Raw genomic sequence first — 18,261 nt, 5'->3', positions numbered from 1 at the left:
GCCGGTCACAGGCTGTTACGCTGCAGTGACATGTAGAGCACGAAGCCGGCGCCGGACATGCCGGGTCCCTTGTCGCCGGAATTGGCGTAGGCATAGGCGCCAACGGGACCAACAAAAAATGCGGTGAGAGCGACGATTCGCAGCAGGATGGACAGGGAATGGTAAATTCTGTTGGTCAAGGCATTATCCTCTCGGGAAAATTCTGCGGGATTACTGGCAGCGGGCGCCAAAGCGGAAGGTGCAGGCTTCGATCGCGCCGTTGTGCCAGCCCGAGGTAGTGCGTTCGGAATGGGCAACAGCCGCAGCCATCAGAAGTGCGAAGATCACGAAGATGAGGCAGATGATGATGAAGCGGCGGGCTAGTGTGGTCATGTGTGTCGATCCCCTGATGTTGAGGAGACAATCGCATTCCGTGGCTGAACGGTGTCTGAGGTGTCTGTTCATCTGACGTTCAAACACATTAACGTGCGCCGGGTTCGGCAGTGTTGGCGCTTGCCAAGTGCAGCGAAGCATTCCACATCTCTTGCAAAGAGCATGGAAGGGATGGCTGATGAGCACGCAGGACAAGCAAATAGAACTCTACTACTGGCCGACGCCGAATGGCTGGAAAGTCACTATTCTGTTGGAGGAATTGGGCGTTCCCTACCGGGTCAACTACGTCAATATCGGCCAGAGCGATCAGTTCGAGCCCTCATTCCTGGCGATTTCACCCAACAACCGGATGCCGGCGATCATCGATCCCGAAGGCCCAGGCGGCGAGCCGATTTCGGTGTTTGAATCGGGCGCGATCCTGCAATATCTCGGGCGCAAGTTTGCTCGGTTCTATCCAACTGACGAGCGCGCACGCGTCGAGGTTGATCAATGGCTGTTCTGGCAGATGGGCGGGCTCGGTCCGATGGCGGGGCAGGCGCATCATTTTCGCCAGTATGCGCCCGAGCAGGTGCCTTACGCGATTGACCGCTACACCAATGAGGTCAACCGGCTTTACGGGGTGATGAACCGGCGGCTGGCCGACCGCGCGTTCCTGGCGGGAGATTACTCGATCGCCGATATGGCTTGTTTCGGCTGGGTCAAGCCGCACAAGAACCAGGGACAGGATCTGGCTGATTTTCCCGATCTCAAGCGCTGGTTCGAGACCATGCTGGCCCGGCCGGCGGTGGCAAGGGGATGCGAGATCGGCATCGAATACCGCAAGAATCTCGGCGACGACAAGGATGCGCAAAAGGTGCTGTTCGGCCAGAAGGCCCGGTAAGCGATACGCGTGCCGGCATTGAAAAGCCGTAACCACAGTTTGGCGAGGGCGAGGCATGTGCCGGTATCGGCTGTAAAGAGGCCGAGGCTGGCAGTGCCGGCCGAAATTGCGGCGCCGCCTGGCACATCGCGACCAATGCAGGCACGAAAACGGGGGCAGATGGCCCCCGTTCCGGTGTAGTCATGCTGGCAAGTCATCGCGCGCGACCAGGCGCGCAAGGCTGCGGCAGGGATCAGAGCTTGTTCCAGGTCTGGCTTTCGCACAGGATCTTGAGAACACAGCCGGTCATCTTCAGCTTGCTGCCCGACAATTTGCCACTGCCCGAATAGGTCTTGCCATTGGACGGCTTGGTGATCGAGCCGGCATAATTGCCGCTGCTGGTGGCCTTCATCTTGCCGATCGAAGTGCCAGCATACTCGCCCGAGGTCAGCTTGATGCAGAACGAACCGCCGCAACTGCTGATCATGGCGTTGTCGCCAGCTTGTGTTTTCCATGCGCCTTCGATCGGGTCAGCCAAGGCCGGGGCCGTCATGGCAGCGACAAGCGCGCCAGCGGTAATCAGTTTGCCAATCATGTCTTTCCTCCCAGGATAATGCCCAGTCTGGGCAATTTCTTACTTAACTCTGATTTACGTAAAGGTAAACTGGGAATTTGACGCCAAAATGGCGTTGACGAGCGGTGTTTTGCGCGCCTCAGGTGCCGGTTGAATAACCCGATCTTGCCGAGGTCGATCAAATTCTCTGAAATTGCAATGGATGTTTGGTTAGCTGTTCGTAACTTTTTCAAATGGCATTTGAGCAACCGAATTGTCTGCTTTGGCCGGATTCCAACGGCTTGGATGTTTAACGAAATCGCAAATTTACCAAGCGTTTGGACTTTGTTCGTCTCCAGTTAAGCATGCAATTTAACGCGCTTTTTAGTCGATCACGGCACACTTCAATCCAACAAGACAGCACCGGGCCTAACCGGACGCAAGCATGATTGAAGACGGCTTCTCAGGAGCTGACAGGGACAACGAAATCAAAACTTTACAGGGACTGAACCAATGGCACTTTACGAACTTCGAGATCACGATCAGGCCAGCATGGGTGGCGAAACCAAGGCAGATGTGTTTTGCGAAATGGGTCTGATGTATGCGACCGGACGGGAATGCGAAGTCGATTTTATCGCGGCCCACAAATGGCTCAATATTGCCGCCATCAAGGGCTCGGACCGGGCCGCAACGCTGCGCGCCGAATTGTCTGAGAGCATGAGCAAATCCGAGCTTGCCGCGGCACTGCGCGCCGCCCGCGAATGGATGACCATGCACTGATGCGCTGGCCAATGGTGCGAACGCGCGCCACAGCGGATGGAAGCAGACCTCGTGGAGGCGAGGAAGCGTCTGAATGCCAGACGATATGGACCGGCATCGGGACAGCGTCGCGCGTCCTTGACGACCCGCGGCGCTTCTGTCTGTGAGAGCTCGGGAAACGAAGCCCTATATGCCCGTCGCGGCGATATGAATTAGCCGATATCGGCCATCACCTCGGCAAGCACCTGTTCAAAAATGGCGAGTTCAGCCTCCGATCCGGCGGAAACGCGGATGCAGCGATTGAGCGGAGCGACGCCGGGCATGCGGATGAAGACGCCGCGCTTTACCAGTTCTTCGAGGATCGACTTGGCGCGTTCGACGCCGGCGCCGCAATCCAGGGTGACAAAATTTGTGGCCGATGGGATCGGTTCGAAACCGTGAGAGCGGCCGATCGCACTGATGCGGTCGCGCGCTGCAGCTACCTGGTCAACCACTTCGGCAAGCCACGCCTGATCCGTTAGCGCTGCCAAGGCTGCAGCCTGACCGATCCGGTTGACGCCGAAATGATTGCGCACCCGATCAAACCGCGACACGGTTCCCGCTTGACCGATTACATAGCCGACACGCTGACCGGCCAGCCCATAGGCCTTGGAGAAGGTACGAAACCTCAGCACGTTGGGCATCTCGGCCAGGGACGCGATCGCCGGAAGCGCTTCGGCCGGCGCGGTTTCACCATAGGCTTCGTCAAGGGCAAGCATCGTGGTTTCGGGCAACGCCCTGGCAAAGGCCACGACATCGTCGGCACTGTGCCAAGTGCCCATCGGGTTGTCCGGGTTGGAGAGATAGACCAGCGGCGCATCTTCGCGCCGGACGGCATCGAGCAGCGCGTCGAGATCTTCACGGTCATCGCGGTAGGGGACGGTGACCAGCCTGCCACCGAAGCCTGCGACATGAAAATTGAAGGTCGGATAGGCACCGAGTGAGGTGACCACCGGGGTTCCCGGCTCGACAATCAGCCGCGCCAGCAGTCCAAGCAAACCGTCAATGCCTTCACCGACAACCAGATTGTCGGCGCCAAGCCCTAGATGAGCAGCCAGTGCATGGCGCAGGTCGTGGCTTTCCGAATCGGCGTAGCGCCAGCAAAGCCCGGCCTCGCGGTTAATCGCCTGGATCACCGATGGCGCCGGGCCGAAGCCGCTTTCGTTGGCTCCAAGCCGGGCAATGAATTTTTCACCGCGGGCGCGTTCCTGGGTTTCGGGGCCAACAAACGGCACGGTTGGCGGCAATGATTCGACAAGAGCGGTGAAACGGCTGAAGGCAGGCATGGCAGGCTCCGGGCTAGGCAAGAGGGCTTGGCAAAGGGCAGGTGAGCCGTAGCGCCATAACTGGCCGGTATCAAGCGCCCGCGAGAAGCTTTGCCCGTCTGTGACTGGCTGGCTGGAAGACCGGGGCAGCGGAGTGCAAAGCCTGGTTTCGCCGCCGCCCGGGCGAATAAGCATGAAGATGCACCACCGACCTGATCCACGGGCGCCGCATGTATGAGTGCCCAGACGCGGACGTCGCTTTGGTGCTTTTGCTTGCCCCCAGCGCATTGCGGATGGAGGCAGGCCGCAACCTGCAGGTGTTGAAATATGCCAAGCGAGGCTTTGCGCGGAGCCGTGTCTGGCATAAAGATCAAGTCTTCGCACTCGCTACTGGGTCCATCCGCCTTGCCCCTCTTTGCCGAAACCATCCTCGTTGTCTTTTCGCTGATCGCCATCGGCTACGGTTCCGCCCGCTTTCGACTGATCAAGCCGGAAACCGGGGATGGGCTGTCTGACTTCGTGTTCACCATCGCGGTGCCGTTGTTGCTGTTTCGCACTATTTCGACAGCCAGTTTCGACCACGGTGCGCCCTGGGCGCTATGGGCGGTCTATTTTTCAGCCGTTTTCATGACCTGGGGCTTCGCGCATCTGACCATCCGCGCCGGTTTTGGCCGTGATGCGCGCTCCGGTGTTGTTGCAGGCCTGTCGGCGGGGTTCGGCAATCTGGTGCTGCTCGGCATACCGTTCGTCACCGGGCTCTATGGCGAGGCTGGACTGGCAGTGCTGTCACAGATCGTCTCGATCCACATGCCGGTCATGATGGCGGCGTCGATGCTGCTTTATGAATGGGCGCTCAGGCGTGACGGTGCGGTGACTGGTTCCGCAAACCCGACCGCGCTGGTGCTTCAATTTCTGCGCCAGCTGTTTTCCAATCCGCTGATCATCGGCATTCTGGCGGGGGTGCTGGTGCGCTATACCGGACTTTGGCTTCCCGTGGTGGTGGATCGGGTGATCGCCAGCCTGGCCGGTGTTGCCGGCACGCTTGCCTTGTTTTCCATGGGGGCTTCGCTCGCCGGGTATGGGATCCGCGGCCAGGTCAAACAGGCGCTGTCGATGGTGTCCCTGAAATTGGTGCTGATGCCGGCGCTGGCGCTGGGCCTGGCAATGCTTGCGGGGTTGCCGGAATTTCAGGCCAAGATCGCCGTGGCCGCGGCCTCGCTTCCGGCTGGCGTCAATTCATGGCTGATCGCCAGCCAATTGAATACCGGACAGAGGCTGGCGTCGACGTCTCTGTCGTTGGGCACAGCGCTGTCGGCGGTGACGACCGGCGTCTGGCTTTTTATTGCCGACCTCCTGTTGTGAGATCGAAATGACGGTCTGCGCAAATTGGTATTTCGGTTTCGTTTGTTTTCTTTTGACATTCGCTATGGGTTCACATTAGAAATAATGTATGGAAATCTGCCGAGCCGGAGAGCCCAATGGCACATGACAAACTCTATGATGTCTTCGTCATCGGGGGCGGCATCAACGGCTGCGGTATTGCCCGCGATTCGGTTGGGCGCGGCTATTCGGTGTTTCTCGCCGAAATGAACGACCTCGCATCGGGGACCTCGTCATGGTCGTCGAAACTGATCCATGGCGGTTTCCGCTATCTCGAATATTACGAGTTCCGGCTGGTCCGCGAAGCATTGAGCGAGCGCGAAGTGCTGTTGTCGAATGCGCCGCACATCATCTGGCCGTTGCGCTTCGTGCTGCCGCACCACAAGGAAATGCGACCGGCCTGGTTACTCAGGCTCGGGCTGTTTCTGTACGATCATATCGGCACCCGCAAACTGCTGCCCGGCACGAAGACCGTCGATCTGAAGACGTCGCCTGTCGGGAAACCTCTCAAGCCATTGTTCTCCAAGGGGTTCGAGTATTCCGACTGCTGGGTCAACGACGCCCGGCTGGTTGTGCTCAATGCGCGCGACGCCGCTGATCGGGGCGCCAAAATCCACACCCGCACCGAGGTTGTCGGTGCCGAACGCAAGGATGGTGTCTGGGAAGTGACCATCGCCGACCGCGCCACCGGTGCGCGCGAGATCATCCATGCTCGGCTGATCGTCAATGCCGGGGGGCCATGGGTCGACCGGATCCTGTCAGGTGTTGTTGGGCGGAATGACGCGCATAATGTGCGTCTGGTCCAGGGCAGCCATATCGTGGTGCCCAAACTGCACAATCACGACCGCGCCTATATCTTCCAGAACGGCGACGGGCGGATCATCTTCGCGCTACCCTATGAGGAAGACTTCACCCTGATCGGCACCACCGACCAGGATTATGATGGTGATCCGAAAGACGTGAAGATCACTGACAGTGAAATCGACTATTTGTGCGCAGCGGCAAGCGAGTATCTCGAAAAGCCGGTAGAACGGTCGACCATAGTCTGGACCTATTCCGGCGTGCGCCCGCTTTACGATGATGGCGCGAGTGCTGCGCAGGAAGCCACGCGCGACTATGTTCTGAAGGCGGATCCCGATGAGGGGGCACCGCTGCTCAATATCTTTGGCGGCAAGATCACCACCTACCGCAAACTGGCGGAATCGATGCTGGAACTGATCGAGGCGCGGCTCGGCAAGAAGTCCGCGCCCTGGACCCACCGTGCCGCCTTGCCTGGCGGTGATTTCCCGGCGAGCGATTTCGAGGGAGAGGTGGCGCGGCTTCACGCGGATTATCCGTTCCTCGAAGCCAAGCAGGCGCGCCGTTATGTGCGTCAGTACGGAACCAAGGCACGGCTGTTGCTGGGCAAGGCGAGCTCGATGGCGGATCTGGGTGAAGATTTTGGCTACGGTCTTTATGCAGCCGAGATTGATTATCTGATGGCGCATGAATGGGCGATGGAAGCCGCAGATGTGCTCTGGCGGCGAACCAAGCGCGGGCTTCGGCTCGAGCCGGCGCAGGTGGCCGCACTTGAAGCCTACATGGCGAAAAAGCGCGCGACCTGACATCGCTGATAGGCGGAGGCCTTTCGCTGGCTGGCGAATCCGGATCAAATGCCGGAACGAGCGACATGCCGGGATTTGGGGGATGACAGCATGAGCGGTTACATTCTGGCGATTGATCAGGGCACCACGTCGAGCCGGGCCATCGTGTTTGACGGTGAGATGCGGATCGTCGGCGTCGGCCAGAAGGAATTTACCCAATTCTACCCGCAATCGGGCTGGGTCGAGCACGATCCCGAGGAAATCTGGAAAACCGTGGTGCTGACGGTCAAGCAGGCCTTGAAAAAGGCCGGCATCGAGGCGTCGGGCATTTCGGCGATCGGCATTACCAATCAGCGCGAGACGGTGGTTGTCTGGGAGCGCGAGAGCGGCAAGCCGATCCACAATGCGATTGTCTGGCAGGACCGGCGTACCGCCTCCTATTGCGAAAAACTCAAGCGTCAGGACCTCGAAAAGACGTTTACCCGCAAGACCGGGTTGCTGCTCGACCCGTATTTTTCGGGCACCAAACTGTCGTGGATGCTGACCAATGTGAAGGGTGCGCGGGCCAGGGCTGCGCGCGGTGAACTCTGCTTTGGCACGATCGACACCTTCCTGATCTGGCGGCTGACCGGCGGCAAGTCGTTCGTCACCGACGCCACCAACGCCTCGCGCACGCTGATGTTCAATATCGCCACGCAGGAATGGGACGAGGAACTGCTCAAGATCCTGCAAATCCCGGCTGACATGTTGCCGGAAGTGAAGGATTGCGCCGCCGATTTTGGCGTCACCGACAAGAAGCTGTTCGGCGCGGAAATCCCGATCCTTGGCGTGGCCGGCGACCAGCAGGCAGCCACCATCGGCCAGGCTTGCTTTGAGCCGGGCATGCTTAAATCGACCTATGGCACCGGGTGTTTCGCGTTGCTCAACACCGGCGAGGATATGGTACAGTCGAAAAACCGGCTGCTGACCACCGTCGCCTATCGGCTGGACGGCAAGGTTACCTATGCGCTGGAAGGCTCGATTTTCATCGCCGGCGCTGCCGTGCAATGGCTGCGTGACGGCATCAAGGTGATCAAGAAGGCCGAACACAGCGGCGATCTGGCGGCAGAAGCTGATCCGACGCAGGATGTCTATCTGGTGCCGGCGTTTACCGGGCTTGGCGCGCCGCATTGGGACGCCGAGGCGCGCGGCGCGATCTATGGCATGACCCGCAACACGGGGCCTGCGGAATTCGCACGTGCGGCGCTGGAGGCGGTCTGTTATCAGACTCGCGATCTGCTTGATGCCATGCACAAGGACTGGAAGAGCTCAGAGGCCGACACGGTGCTGCGCGTGGATGGCGGCATGGTGGCGTCAGACTGGACCATGCAGCGACTGGCCGACATTCTCGATGCGCCGGTGGACCGGCCGAAAATACTTGAAACCACGGCGCTGGGCGCAGCCTGGCTTGCCGGTCAGCGCGCCGGTGTCTGGCCCAAGCAGAAGGCCTTCGCCAAGGCCTGGGCGCGCGACACCACCTTCAAGCCTGAGATGGACGACAAGACCCGCAACGCCAAGCTGAAGGGCTGGCGCGACGCGGTGCGGCGGACGCTGAGCGCCAACTGATCCACCCTGGATAAATAGGGTGCCAGGCGGGATGTCTTGGACTGCGCCGAAATTGCTGTAGAATTTCCGCCCATCACGACTGTTCGCCACAGTCACAGTCATGGTGACTGGCGGACCGGAAACGGAAACAGGGAGCAGCCCCATGCAGCTTGGCGCATTTTCCGTCAGTCTTGCGGTCAAGGATCTGGCTTTATCCAGAGATTTTTATGAGAAGCTCGGCTTTGAGGCTACCGGCGGCGAAGCCGACCAGGGCTGGCTGATCCTGGCCAACGGTGACTGTGTCATCGGATTATTCCAGGGCATGTTCGAGAAGAACATCCTGACCTTCAATCCCGGCTGGAGCACCAGCGCCCAGCCGCTTGATGCGTTCACCGATGTGCGTGAGCTGCAGCAACAGCTCAAGGCCAAGGACGTCGCCTTTGAAGCCGAGGCGGACGAAACCACCACCGGGCCGGCCAGTTTCATGATCGTGGATCCGGACGGCAATCCGATCTTGATCGACCAGCACAGGTAACGACTGATCGGGAGGTCAGCGGGCTCCGCCATCCGGCCCTATTCGATGAAGCTGACGATCACGCCGGGAGCGACCATGCCGGTCAGTTCTTCGGCGTCCCAATTGGTCAGCCGCACGCAGCCGTTGGAACTGGTCTTGCCGATCTTGGAGGGTTCCGGGGTGCCGTGAATACCGTAGGTGGGCTTGGAAAGGGCGATCCAGACCGAGCCGACCGGGCCGTTCGGGCCGGGCGGAACTTCCAGCACCTTGTCATTGTCGCCCTGCTTGAAATTGATTTTAGGGTTGTAGGTGTAACCTGGGTTTCGAACCACCCGCTCGACGTTATAGGTGCCGGTTGGCGACGGCGTCGCGGTCGAGCCGATGGTGGCCGGGTAGGCGGCAACCAGCTTGCCCTGGGCATCATAGCCGCGCACTTGCTTGTTGCCCTTGTCAGCAACGATGCGGGTGATGGTGCCGGAATTTTTCTCACCGATGGCCACCACCTTGATCTGGACGCCGGGAAGGGAGAAATCGACGCCGGGATTGAGTTCGGTGAGAAAGTTCTCGTCCATATGGAAACGTTCGGCAAGCATCTCCAGCGTAGAGGTGAATGCGAGACGCTCGAGCTTGGCTTTTTCGGCGTAATCGCTCGGCACCGAGGCGATAAAGGGGCCGGCAGCGTCTTCGGCAGAAATGGTGTAAGTGGTAAAGGCCAGCCCGCCGCTGTTTGCCAGCCGGGTGACGATTTCATCGGTGTTGGCGGGGTCAATCCGTTCACCGGAGATTTCGTACCAAGAAGCCAGCGCCTTCTGGACATTCGAGCCCATGCGGCCATCGATTACGCCCGGTGAAACGCCGTTGCGGTCAAGATAGACCTGAAGGGCTGCGACTTGCGCCTTGGTCAACTTCGGTGCTGCTGCGACATTCGGAGATGTAATCGGTGCTGGTTCAGCGCTGATATCGGGAGCGGTGATTTCTTCATCGCGTTGGCCCGGCACCGAAGAAGTTGTCGGGTTGAGGTCGCGCCGTTCGATGCTGGCTTGCGGTTCGGTCGTGGCAAAGCGGTCACGCGGGGGCAATGGCCGCTCGGGGAAGCGGTCGGGTCGACGCTGGCGGCGCTCACCGCGCGGACGGGCCTGCTCGAACTGCCTGGCCGGGACTTCGAAGCCGATCACCTCGTTCCACCGGTCGATGACAAGACGGCGTCCCTGATTGTCGATGACAATGCGAACTGTCCCGGCTTCGGGAATGTCGCGCATCAACTGACCGTCGGTTGTCACCAGCACCATCGGTTCGCCTGCGGCGAAGGCCTGCGGGGCAGAAAGTACGCCAAGGGACAACAGGGCAGCGGCGAAGCGGGTTCTCGAACGGGTAAGCATGACTACAACCTGCGTTTCGTGTGGCAATGACAAAGCCATCATCGCCGATTCATGGTGAATACAAGCTGAACAAACTTTGCGAAACGGGCGTCAGTAAGGCAGGCCGACATAGTTTTCGGCCAAGGCCGACTTTGCCGCCTGGGATTCAAGCGTATAGAGGAGTTCTGCTTCCAGGATCCGGATTTCGAACGGCGCGTGTTCAGGAAAACGGTGCAGCATGGTGGTCATCCACCAGGAAAAACGAACTGCACGCCATGCCCGCGCCAGTGCTCTCTGCGAATAGGCATCGAGCAGATTTTCATCGCGGTCGAGAAAATGCGCCCGCAAACCTTCGAACAGGTAATGCACGTCGGAGGCGGCCAAGTTTAGCCCTTTGGCGCCGGTGGGCGGGACGATATGGGCGGCGTCACCAACCAGGAACAGGCTACCGAACCGCATCGGCTCGGCCACGAACGAACGTAGTGGTGCGATCGATTTTTCAAACGACGGCCCGGTGGTGACCGCTTCGGCCATTTCAGCGGGCAGGCGGCGGCGCAACTCGTCCCAGAACCGGTCGTCCGACCAGGCCTCGATGCTGTCGCCGGCGTTGCACTGGATATAATAGCGGCTGCGGCTGTGCGAACGCATCGAACACAAGGCAAAACCACGCGAATGGCTGGCATAAATCAGCTCATCGCTGGCCGGCGGCACATCGGCAAGGATGCCAAGCCAGCCGAACGGATAGATCTTCTCGAAGGTGCGGATCGCGCTTTCGGGCACGGCGCGGCGGCTGGCGCCGTGAAAACCATCGCAGCCGGCGATGAAACGGCAATCGATCCGGATATTCTCGCCGCCAATCCGGCAGGTGACATGTGGGTGATCGGTGTCAAAGTCTTGCGGATCAACCGCTTCAACCTGGTAGTGGCTGAGTGCGCCTGATTGGGTGCGGCGATCGACCAGATCGCGGGTCACTTCGGTCTGACCATAGACCATCACCGTCTTGCCGCCGGTCAGGCCGGAAAGATCAATGTGGTGAACCTCGTCTTCGCGGGTGATCGCGAAACCTTGATGGACCAGACCCTCGGCATGCATGCGTCCGCCGACGCCTGCGCGCTCCAGCAGTTCCACGGTTCCCTGTTCGAGCACGCCTGCGCGCACCCGCTCCAGCACATGCTCAAGGCTTGCGCGTTCGAGGATGATGGCATCGATCCCGGCATCATGCAGCAATTGCCCGAGCAGCAACCCGGAAGGCCCGGCGCCAATGATGCAGACCTGAGTGGAGATGGTTTTCATGACGGTGTGCCCAGACGTTGAATTGACTGAAGCAGGCCGGAGGCGGCAACAAGACCAGCGCCGGTGGCTTCGCAGATTTGCGGCAGCACCATCCACTCAAGCATCCAGGCGGCGCCGGAGCGTTCCATCTCGTGGATTTGTGCCTGATGCATGGCGGAGATCTGGGTGGCGTTGAAGCGGGCCAGAGCCACCAGCCGTTCGGCCGCGATCGGATTGTGCTTGTGCGGCATCGCCGAGGATGCGCCCCCGCCCGAAAGACGGATATCGCTTTCGCCGCGCAGCGCCATTAGCGCCACATCCTGGCCGATTTTGCCCAGCGCGCCGGAAAGTTCGCAGAGCCAGCCTGCGTAGTGAACGAAAGGACCGCGCGCCGAATGCCAGCCATGTCCGGGCCAGCGCAACCCGAGTTTGCGCGCCACTGTATTGGCAACGGTTTCCGCGTCGGCGCCAAGCGCCTGCAGATTGCCGACAGCCCCGCCAAACTGGAGGATCTCGGTCTGGTGGCGCAGATCCGGCAGGCGGTCGCGTAACTGTTCGAGCGGCCGTCGCCAGCCGGCAAGGCGATCACGGGCGTGAAAATCGAGCGCCGGCTGCATGCGGGTGACAGCTTGTAGGGTGTTCGCGCCGTCGCGGGCCTCAAGCATTGCGAGGTTATCCAACAGCGTGTCGAGCCTTTCCGACAGAAGATCGGTGATCCGGGCCAGCGCCTCGACAGTCGCGGTATCGAGCAAATCCTGGCTGGTGGCGCCGTGGTGGATCAGATCGCTTCCAGTCCCTGAAACATGGGCGCGTAACTGGCGCACATAATCGGGGATCGGCACGCCATCGCGGACTGCGGCTAGCGCAATTTTCTTCCGGTCGGGCTCGAAGCTCTCGATCAGGCTTATCAGTCGGGACGCGTCGGGCTGTTCAATCCGGCCCGCTTCAGCCAGCCCGGCAATCAGTGCCTGCTCGAAACGGGCGAAACTGGCAAACTGGGCGGCGTCGCCGAATTGGCTTGCGATCTGTTCATCGCCGATCAGCCCGGCAACCCAGCCCTGTCCGCCCATCGTCATCTCAGACCCGTTCCAGTGCGATGGCAATGCCCTGGCCGACGCCGATGCACATGGTTGCCAGTGCCAGTTTTTCCTTGCGTATGCCAAGTTCCAGCGCCGCCGTGCCGGCAATGCGGGCGCCGGACATGCCGAGCGGGTGGCCCAGCGCGATGGCGCCGCCATTGGGGTTGATGTGATCGGCGTCAATCTCGAGACCAAGTTCGCGCAGCACCGCAATGCCCTGGCTTGCAAAAGCTTCGTTGAGCTCGATCACGCCGAAATCGGTGGGCTTGAGGCCGAGACGGGCGCAGAGCTTGCGGGTGGCCGGCGCCGGGCCGATGCCCATGATCCTCGGCTCGACGCCGGCGGTGGCGCCGCCAAGAATGCGGACAATGGGCGTCAGTCCGTGGGCGCGGGCGGCCTTTTCGCTAGCGATGATCAGTGCGGCCGCGCCATCATTGACACCCGAAGCATTGCCGGCGGTTACCGTGCCACCAGCGCGGAACGGGGTTGGCAGCTTGGCCAGTTGCTCGGCCGTGGTCTGGGGGCGGGGGTGTTCGTCGGTATCGACCACGATCGGATCGCCCTTGCGGCGCGGAATTTCCACCTGCACGATTTCCTGCGCAAGCCGGCCCGACGCCTGGGCCTTGCCGGCTCTGGTCTGGCTGCGCAGCGCAAACGCGTCCTGATCGGCGCGGTTCACAGTATAATCCTCGGCCACGTTTTCCCCGGTCTCGGGCATGGAATCGATGCCGTACTGGGATTTGAGTTGTGGGTTGACGAAACGCCAGCCGATGGTGGTGTCGTGGATTTCAGCCTTGCGCGAAAAGGCAGTCTCGGCCTTGGGCATGACGAACGGCGCCCGCGACATGCTTTCAACGCCGCCGGCGATCACCAGATCGGCCTCGTCGGAGCGGATCATCCGCGTGGCGGCGAGAATGGCGTCCATGCCGGAACCGCAGAGACGGTTGAGCGTGGTGCCGGGAACCGAGACCGGCAGACCGGCGAGCAGGCTCGCCATGCGCGCGACGTTGCGGTTGTCTTCGCCGGCTTGGTTGGCGCAGCCATAATAGACCTCGTCGACCGCCTCCCAGTCGACGCCGGGATTGCGGTCAATCAGCGCGCGGATCGGGATTGCGCCGAGATCGTCGGTGCGCACATTGGCGAGAGCACCGCCAAAGCGGCCAATCGGGGTGCGGATATAATCACAAATGAAAGCGTCGGCCATCAGCTGGCTTCTCCATTTTTGGTGCCGGAATGTGTGGCTTTTGTACGTGCCTTGAGATCGCGCAGCGTCGACAATTCGGTGCTGGACGGCCTTGATGTTTGTATGACCTTCGGGGCGAAGCGGACAGTCCAGCCGCATTGGGCCTGCACCATCTCGCGGGTTACGCCGGGATGCAATGATACCACGGTAAAATCATGGGTTTCGGGGTCGGGTTTCCACACAGCAAGATCGGTGACCATCAGCGTCGGGCCCTTGGTGGTGATTCCGAGCCGCTTGCGATGATTGCCGCCTTCGCCGTGGCCGAAACTGGTGAAAAAGTCGATCTTTTCGACCATGGCGCGTTTTGACTGCTTCAGGGTGATGAAGATCTCGCCGCAGGAAGAAGCGATTTCAGGCGCGCCGCCGCCGCCGGGAAGCCGGGTCTTGGGGTGGTCGTAGTCACCTATGACGGTGGTGTTGATATTGCCGAAACGGTCAATCTGGGCAGCGCCGAGAAAGCCGACGGTGACCCGGCCACCCTGTAGCCAGTAGCGGAACATCTCGGGCACCGAAACGGTGGTGACGGCAGTGTCGCAGAGTTCGCCGTCGCCGATCGACAACGGCAGCACCGTGGGTGCGGTGCCGATGGTGCCGCTTTCATAGATCAGCGTCACATCGGGCGCGTGGGTGATGCGGGCGATGTTGCAGGCAGCGGATGGTGGGCCGATACCGACAAAACAGACATCGGTGTTTTTCAGTGCCCGGGCAGCGGCAATCGTCATCATCTCGTCGGGGGTGAAATCGATCACGCTCATGCCACGGCCCTCAGGTGAGTGATGCGCTCGGCAAAATCTTCGGGCGTTGCGTCGAGAACGTTGTCTTTCATCCAGGCCAGAAACGTGTCGCGATCAGCGGCGATCTTGTCCCAGGTAATGTAGCTGGCGTTGTCGCGAGGGTAGTAACCATGGGCGTAAGACGGATGAGCTCCGCCCGGTACCAGGCAGATTGCGGTGACAGCCCAGCCTGGCAGGATACAGGCATTGGGGTGGGTCCAGAGGTCGTCAACGATCTCTTCAACCGTAACCACCGAACGCCTGGCTGCTAGAACAGCTTCTTTCTGCACCCCGACGATCCCTTCAATCAGCACATTGCCCTTGCGGTCGGCCTTCTGCGCGTGAATGAAGGTGACATCCGGCCGGATCGCCGGAACCGCAGCCAGTTGCTCGCCGGTAAACGGGCAGGTCACGGAGCGGATGTTGGGATTGACCTGGGCCAATTCGGCGCCGAGGTAGCCGCGGAACATGGCAAAAGGCAGGCCTGCGGCGCCGGCCTCATAGGCATTGGCCATGGCGGCGTGGGAGTGTTCCTCGATCTCGATTCGGTTGGGCCAGCCGTTCTCAACGGAATCGCGCAAGCGTCTGAGCAGGCCTACGCCGGGGTTGCCGGCATAGGAGAAGATCAGCTTTCGCACGGCGCCCATTCCGATCAGCTGGTCATAGATCAGGTCAGGGGTCATGCGCACCAGGGTGAGATCCTTGATGCCCTGGCGAATGACCTCATGCGCGCTCGCGTGCGGGATCAGATGGGTGAAACCCTCGAAGGCGGCGGTGTCGCCGGCGGTCAGGTTTTGCGCCACCGCTTGAGGCAACGTCATGAATTGTGCCATGGCTTGTTTCACTCTCAGATATCGAAGAATACCGTTTCCAGCGGCCCTTGCAGATGGATGTCATGGCGGTATTTGCCGCCGCCGTCGCCGCGGGCAATCAAGGATGCCTTGCGGTCCTGAATATCCATGCGTGACAGCACCGGATCGTCATCTGCGTCATCGAAATAGATCCGGGTGCTGAGCCCGAGATTGATGCCGCGGGCAACGATCCAGACGTTGATGTGCGGCGCCTGAAGGCGGCCATCGGCAAAGGGAACCGGGCCTGGCTTGATGGTTTCGAACCGCAGGATGCCGGTCTCCGCGTCCGCGGCGGCGCGCCCCCAGCCGGTGAAATTCGGGTCGGCCTCGTCGCGCGGTTCGTTGCGGGCGTTGTAAAGCCCGTCGGCATCGGCCTGCCAGATTTCCACCAGCGCGTCCTTGAGCGGTGTGCCACCACCATCGATGACGCAGATCTCCAGCGTGATCCGCTCGCCTTTGGTCTGGTCATTGATCATCACTGTGCCGAGGTCGGCATCATAGACACCGGTAATGCCGGAAAAATTCGGGGTCAGGCCGATATGGACATAGGGGCCCGCGGTTTGCGATGGCGATTCCTTGAAGGGATAGAGCGGGAAATCGTCGGGGTTCGGCATGTCAGTTGCCCTCCATGCGGTTTTCAAACAGCGTCGAGCGGCTGCCGCGCAGGATGATATCGAAACGGTAGCTCAGCGCATCCATCGGCACCGACGCATTCATGTCGAGCCGGGCGGTGAGCTGGTCTATGGCGCGGGGATCATTGATGGTGCGGACAATCGGACAGCGCGGAAGCAGCGGGTCGCCTTCAAAATACATCTGGGTGATCAGCCGCTGGGCAAAGCCATGACCAAATACCGAAAAATGGATATGGGCCGGACGCCAGTCGTTGGGGCCGTTGGGCCATGGATAGGGGCCGGGACGGACGGTCCGGAAGGCGTAGGCGCCGTCGTCACCGGAAATGGTGCGGCCGCAACCGCCAAAATTGGGGTCGAGTGCAGCGAGATAGCCGTCCTTCTTGTGGCGGTAACGGCCGCCGGCATTGGCCTGCCAGAATTCGAGCAGCACATTCGACACAGGTTGCCCGCGCTCATCGAGCACCCGGCCCTCGACGATAATGCGTTCGCCGATGGCGCTCATGCCGGGCTTGGCGAAATTGAGGATCAGATCATTATCGAGCGCGCCGATGATGTCGTGGCCAAAGGCGGGGCCGGCGGTTTCCGACAGGCTGTTGGCGACGGCCACGAGCGGTCGCGAGGGCGCCCGTAACACCGAGGATTTATAGCCCGGGTCGAGCGGCTTGGGGTGCCATTGCCGGTCTCTTGGAAAAAAGCTTGCGATCGGGGCCCTGTTGGAACTCATGGCTGGTCTCCTGCCTTGGCAGCATTCATCTCGCTCAAGGTGTGTTTGGCGATGCGGATCGCGGTGTTCGCGGCCGGGACGCCAGCATAGATTGCCACATGCAGCAGCGCTTCACGGATATCGTTTTCGCTGGCGCCGGTGTTGGCGGTGGCGCGGATGTGCATCGCCAGTTCTTCCTCATGGCCAAGCGCTGCGAGCAGCGCGATGGTGACCATTGAGCGTTCGCGCAGGTTCCAGTCGGGGCGCGACCAGACTTTTTCCCAGGCGCTGGTGCTGATCAGGTCCTGAAAGGGCGCGTCAAAATTGGTGGTCGCGGCCAGAGCTCTGTCGACATGCGCATCGCCGAGAACGCCACGGCGTGTGCGCTCGCCCGTCGGCATCATGTTGTCGCTATCGGCCATCTGGTCCTCCCCACTGGCTCCCAATTCTGTTCGAGGTTTACATGCTGGAATGGAAATGAATAATGATTTTTTGACCGATCAATCATTTCGGAATTGATATGGGAATGTCGCGACGCATCAAGATCCGGCATCTGGAAGCCTTTGTGGAGGTTGCGCGGCAAAAGAGTGTCGGGCGCGCAGCCATCACCTTGTCGCTGACCCAGCCGGCTGTCTCGCGGACCATCCGGGAACTTGAAGAGATAGTCGGGGCGGCGCTGATCGAGCGTGAGGGGCGCGGCATCCGGCTGTCGCATCAGGGCGAGGTGTTCCTGTCGCATGCGGGAGCCGGACTGGCTGCGGTGCGTGGCGGGATCGCGGCACTCGCCAATGTTGCCACCAGTTCAGGCCCACCGGTGCGGATCGGTGCATTGCCAACCGTGTCGGCCACGGTGATGCCCGGCGCGGTGGTGGATTTCCTGGCGTCGGGTCTGAAAAGCCCGCTGCGGGTGATCACCGGCGAGAACCGGGTGCTGCTTGACCATTTGCGCAAGGGCGACCTTGATCTGGTGATGGGACGGATGCCGGCGCCGGAGCTGATGACGGCCTTGAGTTTCGAACCACTGTACCGCGACCGGGTGGCATTCATCGTCTCGAAGCACCACCCGCTGGCCGGTCAAAGGCAGGTGGCCGCCGACATTCTGGCACATCATCCGGTGTTGGTTCCGCAGCCGGGGTCGATCATCCATCCGTTTGTCGAGCGGGTGATTGTCGAACAGGGCATGGCCCAGCCGGTGCAGGCGATCGAGACGGTGTCCGACAGTTTCGGGCGGGCATTCCTGCGCGCCTGCGACGCAATCTGGGTCATCTCGCGCGGTGTGGTGGCGGCGGAAATCGCATCGGGGGAATTCCTAGAATTGCCAATTGATACCGGGTCGACGCTGGGCGCGGTGGGGCTGATCACCCGTGAGGCTGATCGTCCGCATGACGCAGCAATCTTTTTCGCCGACATTTTGAGGCGGCGCACCCTGCAGACCTGACCGC

20 protein-coding genes are annotated in these 18,261 nt (G+C 60.8%); 7 read left to right on the top strand and 13 right to left on the bottom strand.

Annotated features, from left to right (window positions below):
* Window positions 1-5 precede the first annotated feature (5 nt).
* Window positions 6-179 carry a hypothetical protein gene (locus ACK6D9_RS17910; RefSeq protein ID WP_412049545.1) on the bottom strand — a complete coding sequence of 58 codons (174 nt, stop codon included), beginning with the start codon at window positions 177-179 and terminating at the stop codon, window positions 6-8.
* A gap of 31 nt (window positions 180-210) precedes the next feature.
* On the bottom strand, window positions 211-372 hold the full coding sequence (locus ACK6D9_RS17905) for a hypothetical protein (protein ID WP_322989499.1): 162 nt from the start codon (window positions 370-372) through the stop codon (window positions 211-213).
* 178 nt (window positions 373-550) lie between these two features.
* Between ACK6D9_RS17905 and ACK6D9_RS17900 the strand changes: the two genes are divergently transcribed.
* On the top strand, window positions 551-1,252 hold the full coding sequence (locus ACK6D9_RS17900) for a glutathione S-transferase N-terminal domain-containing protein (RefSeq protein ID WP_412049544.1): 702 nt from the start codon (window positions 551-553) through the stop codon (window positions 1,250-1,252).
* 232 nt (window positions 1,253-1,484) lie between these two features.
* Here the strand turns inward: ACK6D9_RS17900 and ACK6D9_RS17895 are convergent, their stop codons facing one another.
* On the bottom strand, window positions 1,485-1,826 hold the full coding sequence (locus ACK6D9_RS17895) for a DUF2147 domain-containing protein (protein ID WP_322989497.1): 342 nt from the start codon (window positions 1,824-1,826) through the stop codon (window positions 1,485-1,487).
* Window positions 1,827-2,297: 471 nt separating this feature from the next.
* Between ACK6D9_RS17895 and ACK6D9_RS17890 the strand changes: the two genes are divergently transcribed.
* Entirely contained in the window at window positions 2,298-2,564 is a 267-nt protein-coding gene (locus ACK6D9_RS17890; protein WP_412049543.1) for a sel1 repeat family protein, read from the top strand.
* A gap of 191 nt (window positions 2,565-2,755) precedes the next feature.
* Here ACK6D9_RS17890 and ACK6D9_RS17885 read toward each other — a convergent pair whose 3' ends face one another.
* On the bottom strand, window positions 2,756-3,868 hold the full coding sequence (locus tag ACK6D9_RS17885; RefSeq protein WP_412049542.1) for a pyridoxal phosphate-dependent aminotransferase: 1,113 nt from the start codon (window positions 3,866-3,868) through the stop codon (window positions 2,756-2,758).
* Between the two features lie 384 nt (window positions 3,869-4,252).
* Here ACK6D9_RS17885 and ACK6D9_RS17880 point away from each other — a divergent pair, with 384 nt between their 5' ends.
* The 4 genes from ACK6D9_RS17880 (at window position 4,253) to ACK6D9_RS17865 (ending at window position 8,929) form a co-directional block, all read left to right on the top strand.
* Window positions 4,253-5,209 (top strand): AEC family transporter, encoded by a 957-nt coding sequence (locus tag ACK6D9_RS17880; RefSeq protein ID WP_412049541.1) that lies wholly within the window; start codon window positions 4,253-4,255, stop codon window positions 5,207-5,209.
* A gap of 116 nt (window positions 5,210-5,325) precedes the next feature.
* The gene (gene glpD / locus ACK6D9_RS17875; RefSeq protein ID WP_412049540.1) at window positions 5,326-6,831 is read left to right on the top strand and encodes a glycerol-3-phosphate dehydrogenase; all 1,506 of its coding nucleotides are present in this window, start codon (window positions 5,326-5,328) and stop codon (window positions 6,829-6,831) included.
* 90 nt (window positions 6,832-6,921) lie between these two features.
* On the top strand, window positions 6,922-8,415 hold the full coding sequence (glpK, locus tag ACK6D9_RS17870) for a glycerol kinase GlpK (protein ID WP_412049539.1): 1,494 nt from the start codon (window positions 6,922-6,924) through the stop codon (window positions 8,413-8,415).
* A 142-nt stretch (window positions 8,416-8,557) separates the two neighbouring features.
* Window positions 8,558-8,929 (top strand): VOC family protein, encoded by a 372-nt coding sequence (locus ACK6D9_RS17865; protein ID WP_412049538.1) that lies wholly within the window; start codon window positions 8,558-8,560, stop codon window positions 8,927-8,929.
* Window positions 8,930-8,967: 38 nt separating this feature from the next.
* On the opposite strand, the gene ACK6D9_RS17860 is transcribed toward ACK6D9_RS17865, so the two are convergent.
* The 9 genes from ACK6D9_RS17860 to pcaC all read right to left on the bottom strand — a co-directional run bounded on the left by ACK6D9_RS17860 (window position 8,968) and on the right by pcaC (window position 17,241).
* Complete coding sequence (locus tag ACK6D9_RS17860) at window positions 8,968-10,287, bottom strand: L,D-transpeptidase (protein WP_412049537.1); 1,320 nt, start codon at window positions 10,285-10,287, stop codon at window positions 8,968-8,970.
* A gap of 90 nt (window positions 10,288-10,377) precedes the next feature.
* A complete protein-coding gene (gene pobA, locus ACK6D9_RS17855; RefSeq protein WP_412051842.1) occupies window positions 10,378-11,550 on the bottom strand; it encodes a 4-hydroxybenzoate 3-monooxygenase in 1,173 nt (390 codons plus the stop codon).
* 5 nt (window positions 11,551-11,555) lie between these two features.
* Window positions 11,556-12,614 (bottom strand): 3-carboxy-cis,cis-muconate cycloisomerase, encoded by a 1,059-nt coding sequence (locus ACK6D9_RS17850; RefSeq protein WP_412049536.1) that lies wholly within the window; start codon window positions 12,612-12,614, stop codon window positions 11,556-11,558.
* A 1-nt stretch (window position 12,615) separates the two neighbouring features.
* Window positions 12,616-13,821, bottom strand: a complete 1,206-nt coding sequence (gene pcaF, locus ACK6D9_RS17845; protein WP_412049535.1) for a 3-oxoadipyl-CoA thiolase — start codon at window positions 13,819-13,821, stop codon at window positions 12,616-12,618.
* On the bottom strand, window positions 13,821-14,615 hold the full coding sequence (locus ACK6D9_RS17840; RefSeq protein ID WP_412049534.1) for a CoA-transferase subunit beta: 795 nt from the start codon (window positions 14,613-14,615) through the stop codon (window positions 13,821-13,823). Before ACK6D9_RS17840 ends, pcaF begins: the two co-directional genes overlap by 1 nt.
* Window positions 14,612-15,466, bottom strand: coding sequence for a CoA transferase subunit A (locus ACK6D9_RS17835; protein WP_412051841.1), 855 nt, complete (start codon window positions 15,464-15,466; stop codon window positions 14,612-14,614). The genes ACK6D9_RS17840 and ACK6D9_RS17835 overlap by 4 nt, the downstream gene beginning before the upstream one ends.
* A gap of 14 nt (window positions 15,467-15,480) precedes the next feature.
* Window positions 15,481-16,098 (bottom strand): protocatechuate 3,4-dioxygenase subunit alpha, encoded by a 618-nt coding sequence (pcaG, locus tag ACK6D9_RS17830; RefSeq protein ID WP_412049533.1) that lies wholly within the window; start codon window positions 16,096-16,098, stop codon window positions 15,481-15,483.
* 1 nt (window position 16,099) lies between these two features.
* Entirely contained in the window at window positions 16,100-16,840 is a 741-nt protein-coding gene (gene pcaH, locus ACK6D9_RS17825; RefSeq protein WP_412049532.1) for a protocatechuate 3,4-dioxygenase subunit beta, read from the bottom strand.
* Window positions 16,837-17,241, bottom strand: coding sequence for a 4-carboxymuconolactone decarboxylase (gene pcaC, locus ACK6D9_RS17820; RefSeq protein ID WP_412049531.1), 405 nt, complete (start codon window positions 17,239-17,241; stop codon window positions 16,837-16,839). Before pcaC ends, pcaH begins: the two co-directional genes overlap by 4 nt.
* A 104-nt stretch (window positions 17,242-17,345) precedes the next feature.
* Here pcaC and pcaQ point away from each other — a divergent pair, with 104 nt between their 5' ends.
* Entirely contained in the window at window positions 17,346-18,257 is a 912-nt protein-coding gene (gene pcaQ, locus ACK6D9_RS17815; RefSeq protein WP_412049530.1) for a pca operon transcription factor PcaQ, read from the top strand.
* Window positions 18,258-18,261: the final 4 nt, after the last annotated feature.

Source organism: Hoeflea sp. Naph1, from assembly GCF_046837775.1.
Taxonomy (GTDB): Bacteria; Pseudomonadota; Alphaproteobacteria; order Rhizobiales; family Rhizobiaceae; genus Hoeflea.
This window is presented reverse-complemented; position numbering and strand designations above follow the sequence as displayed.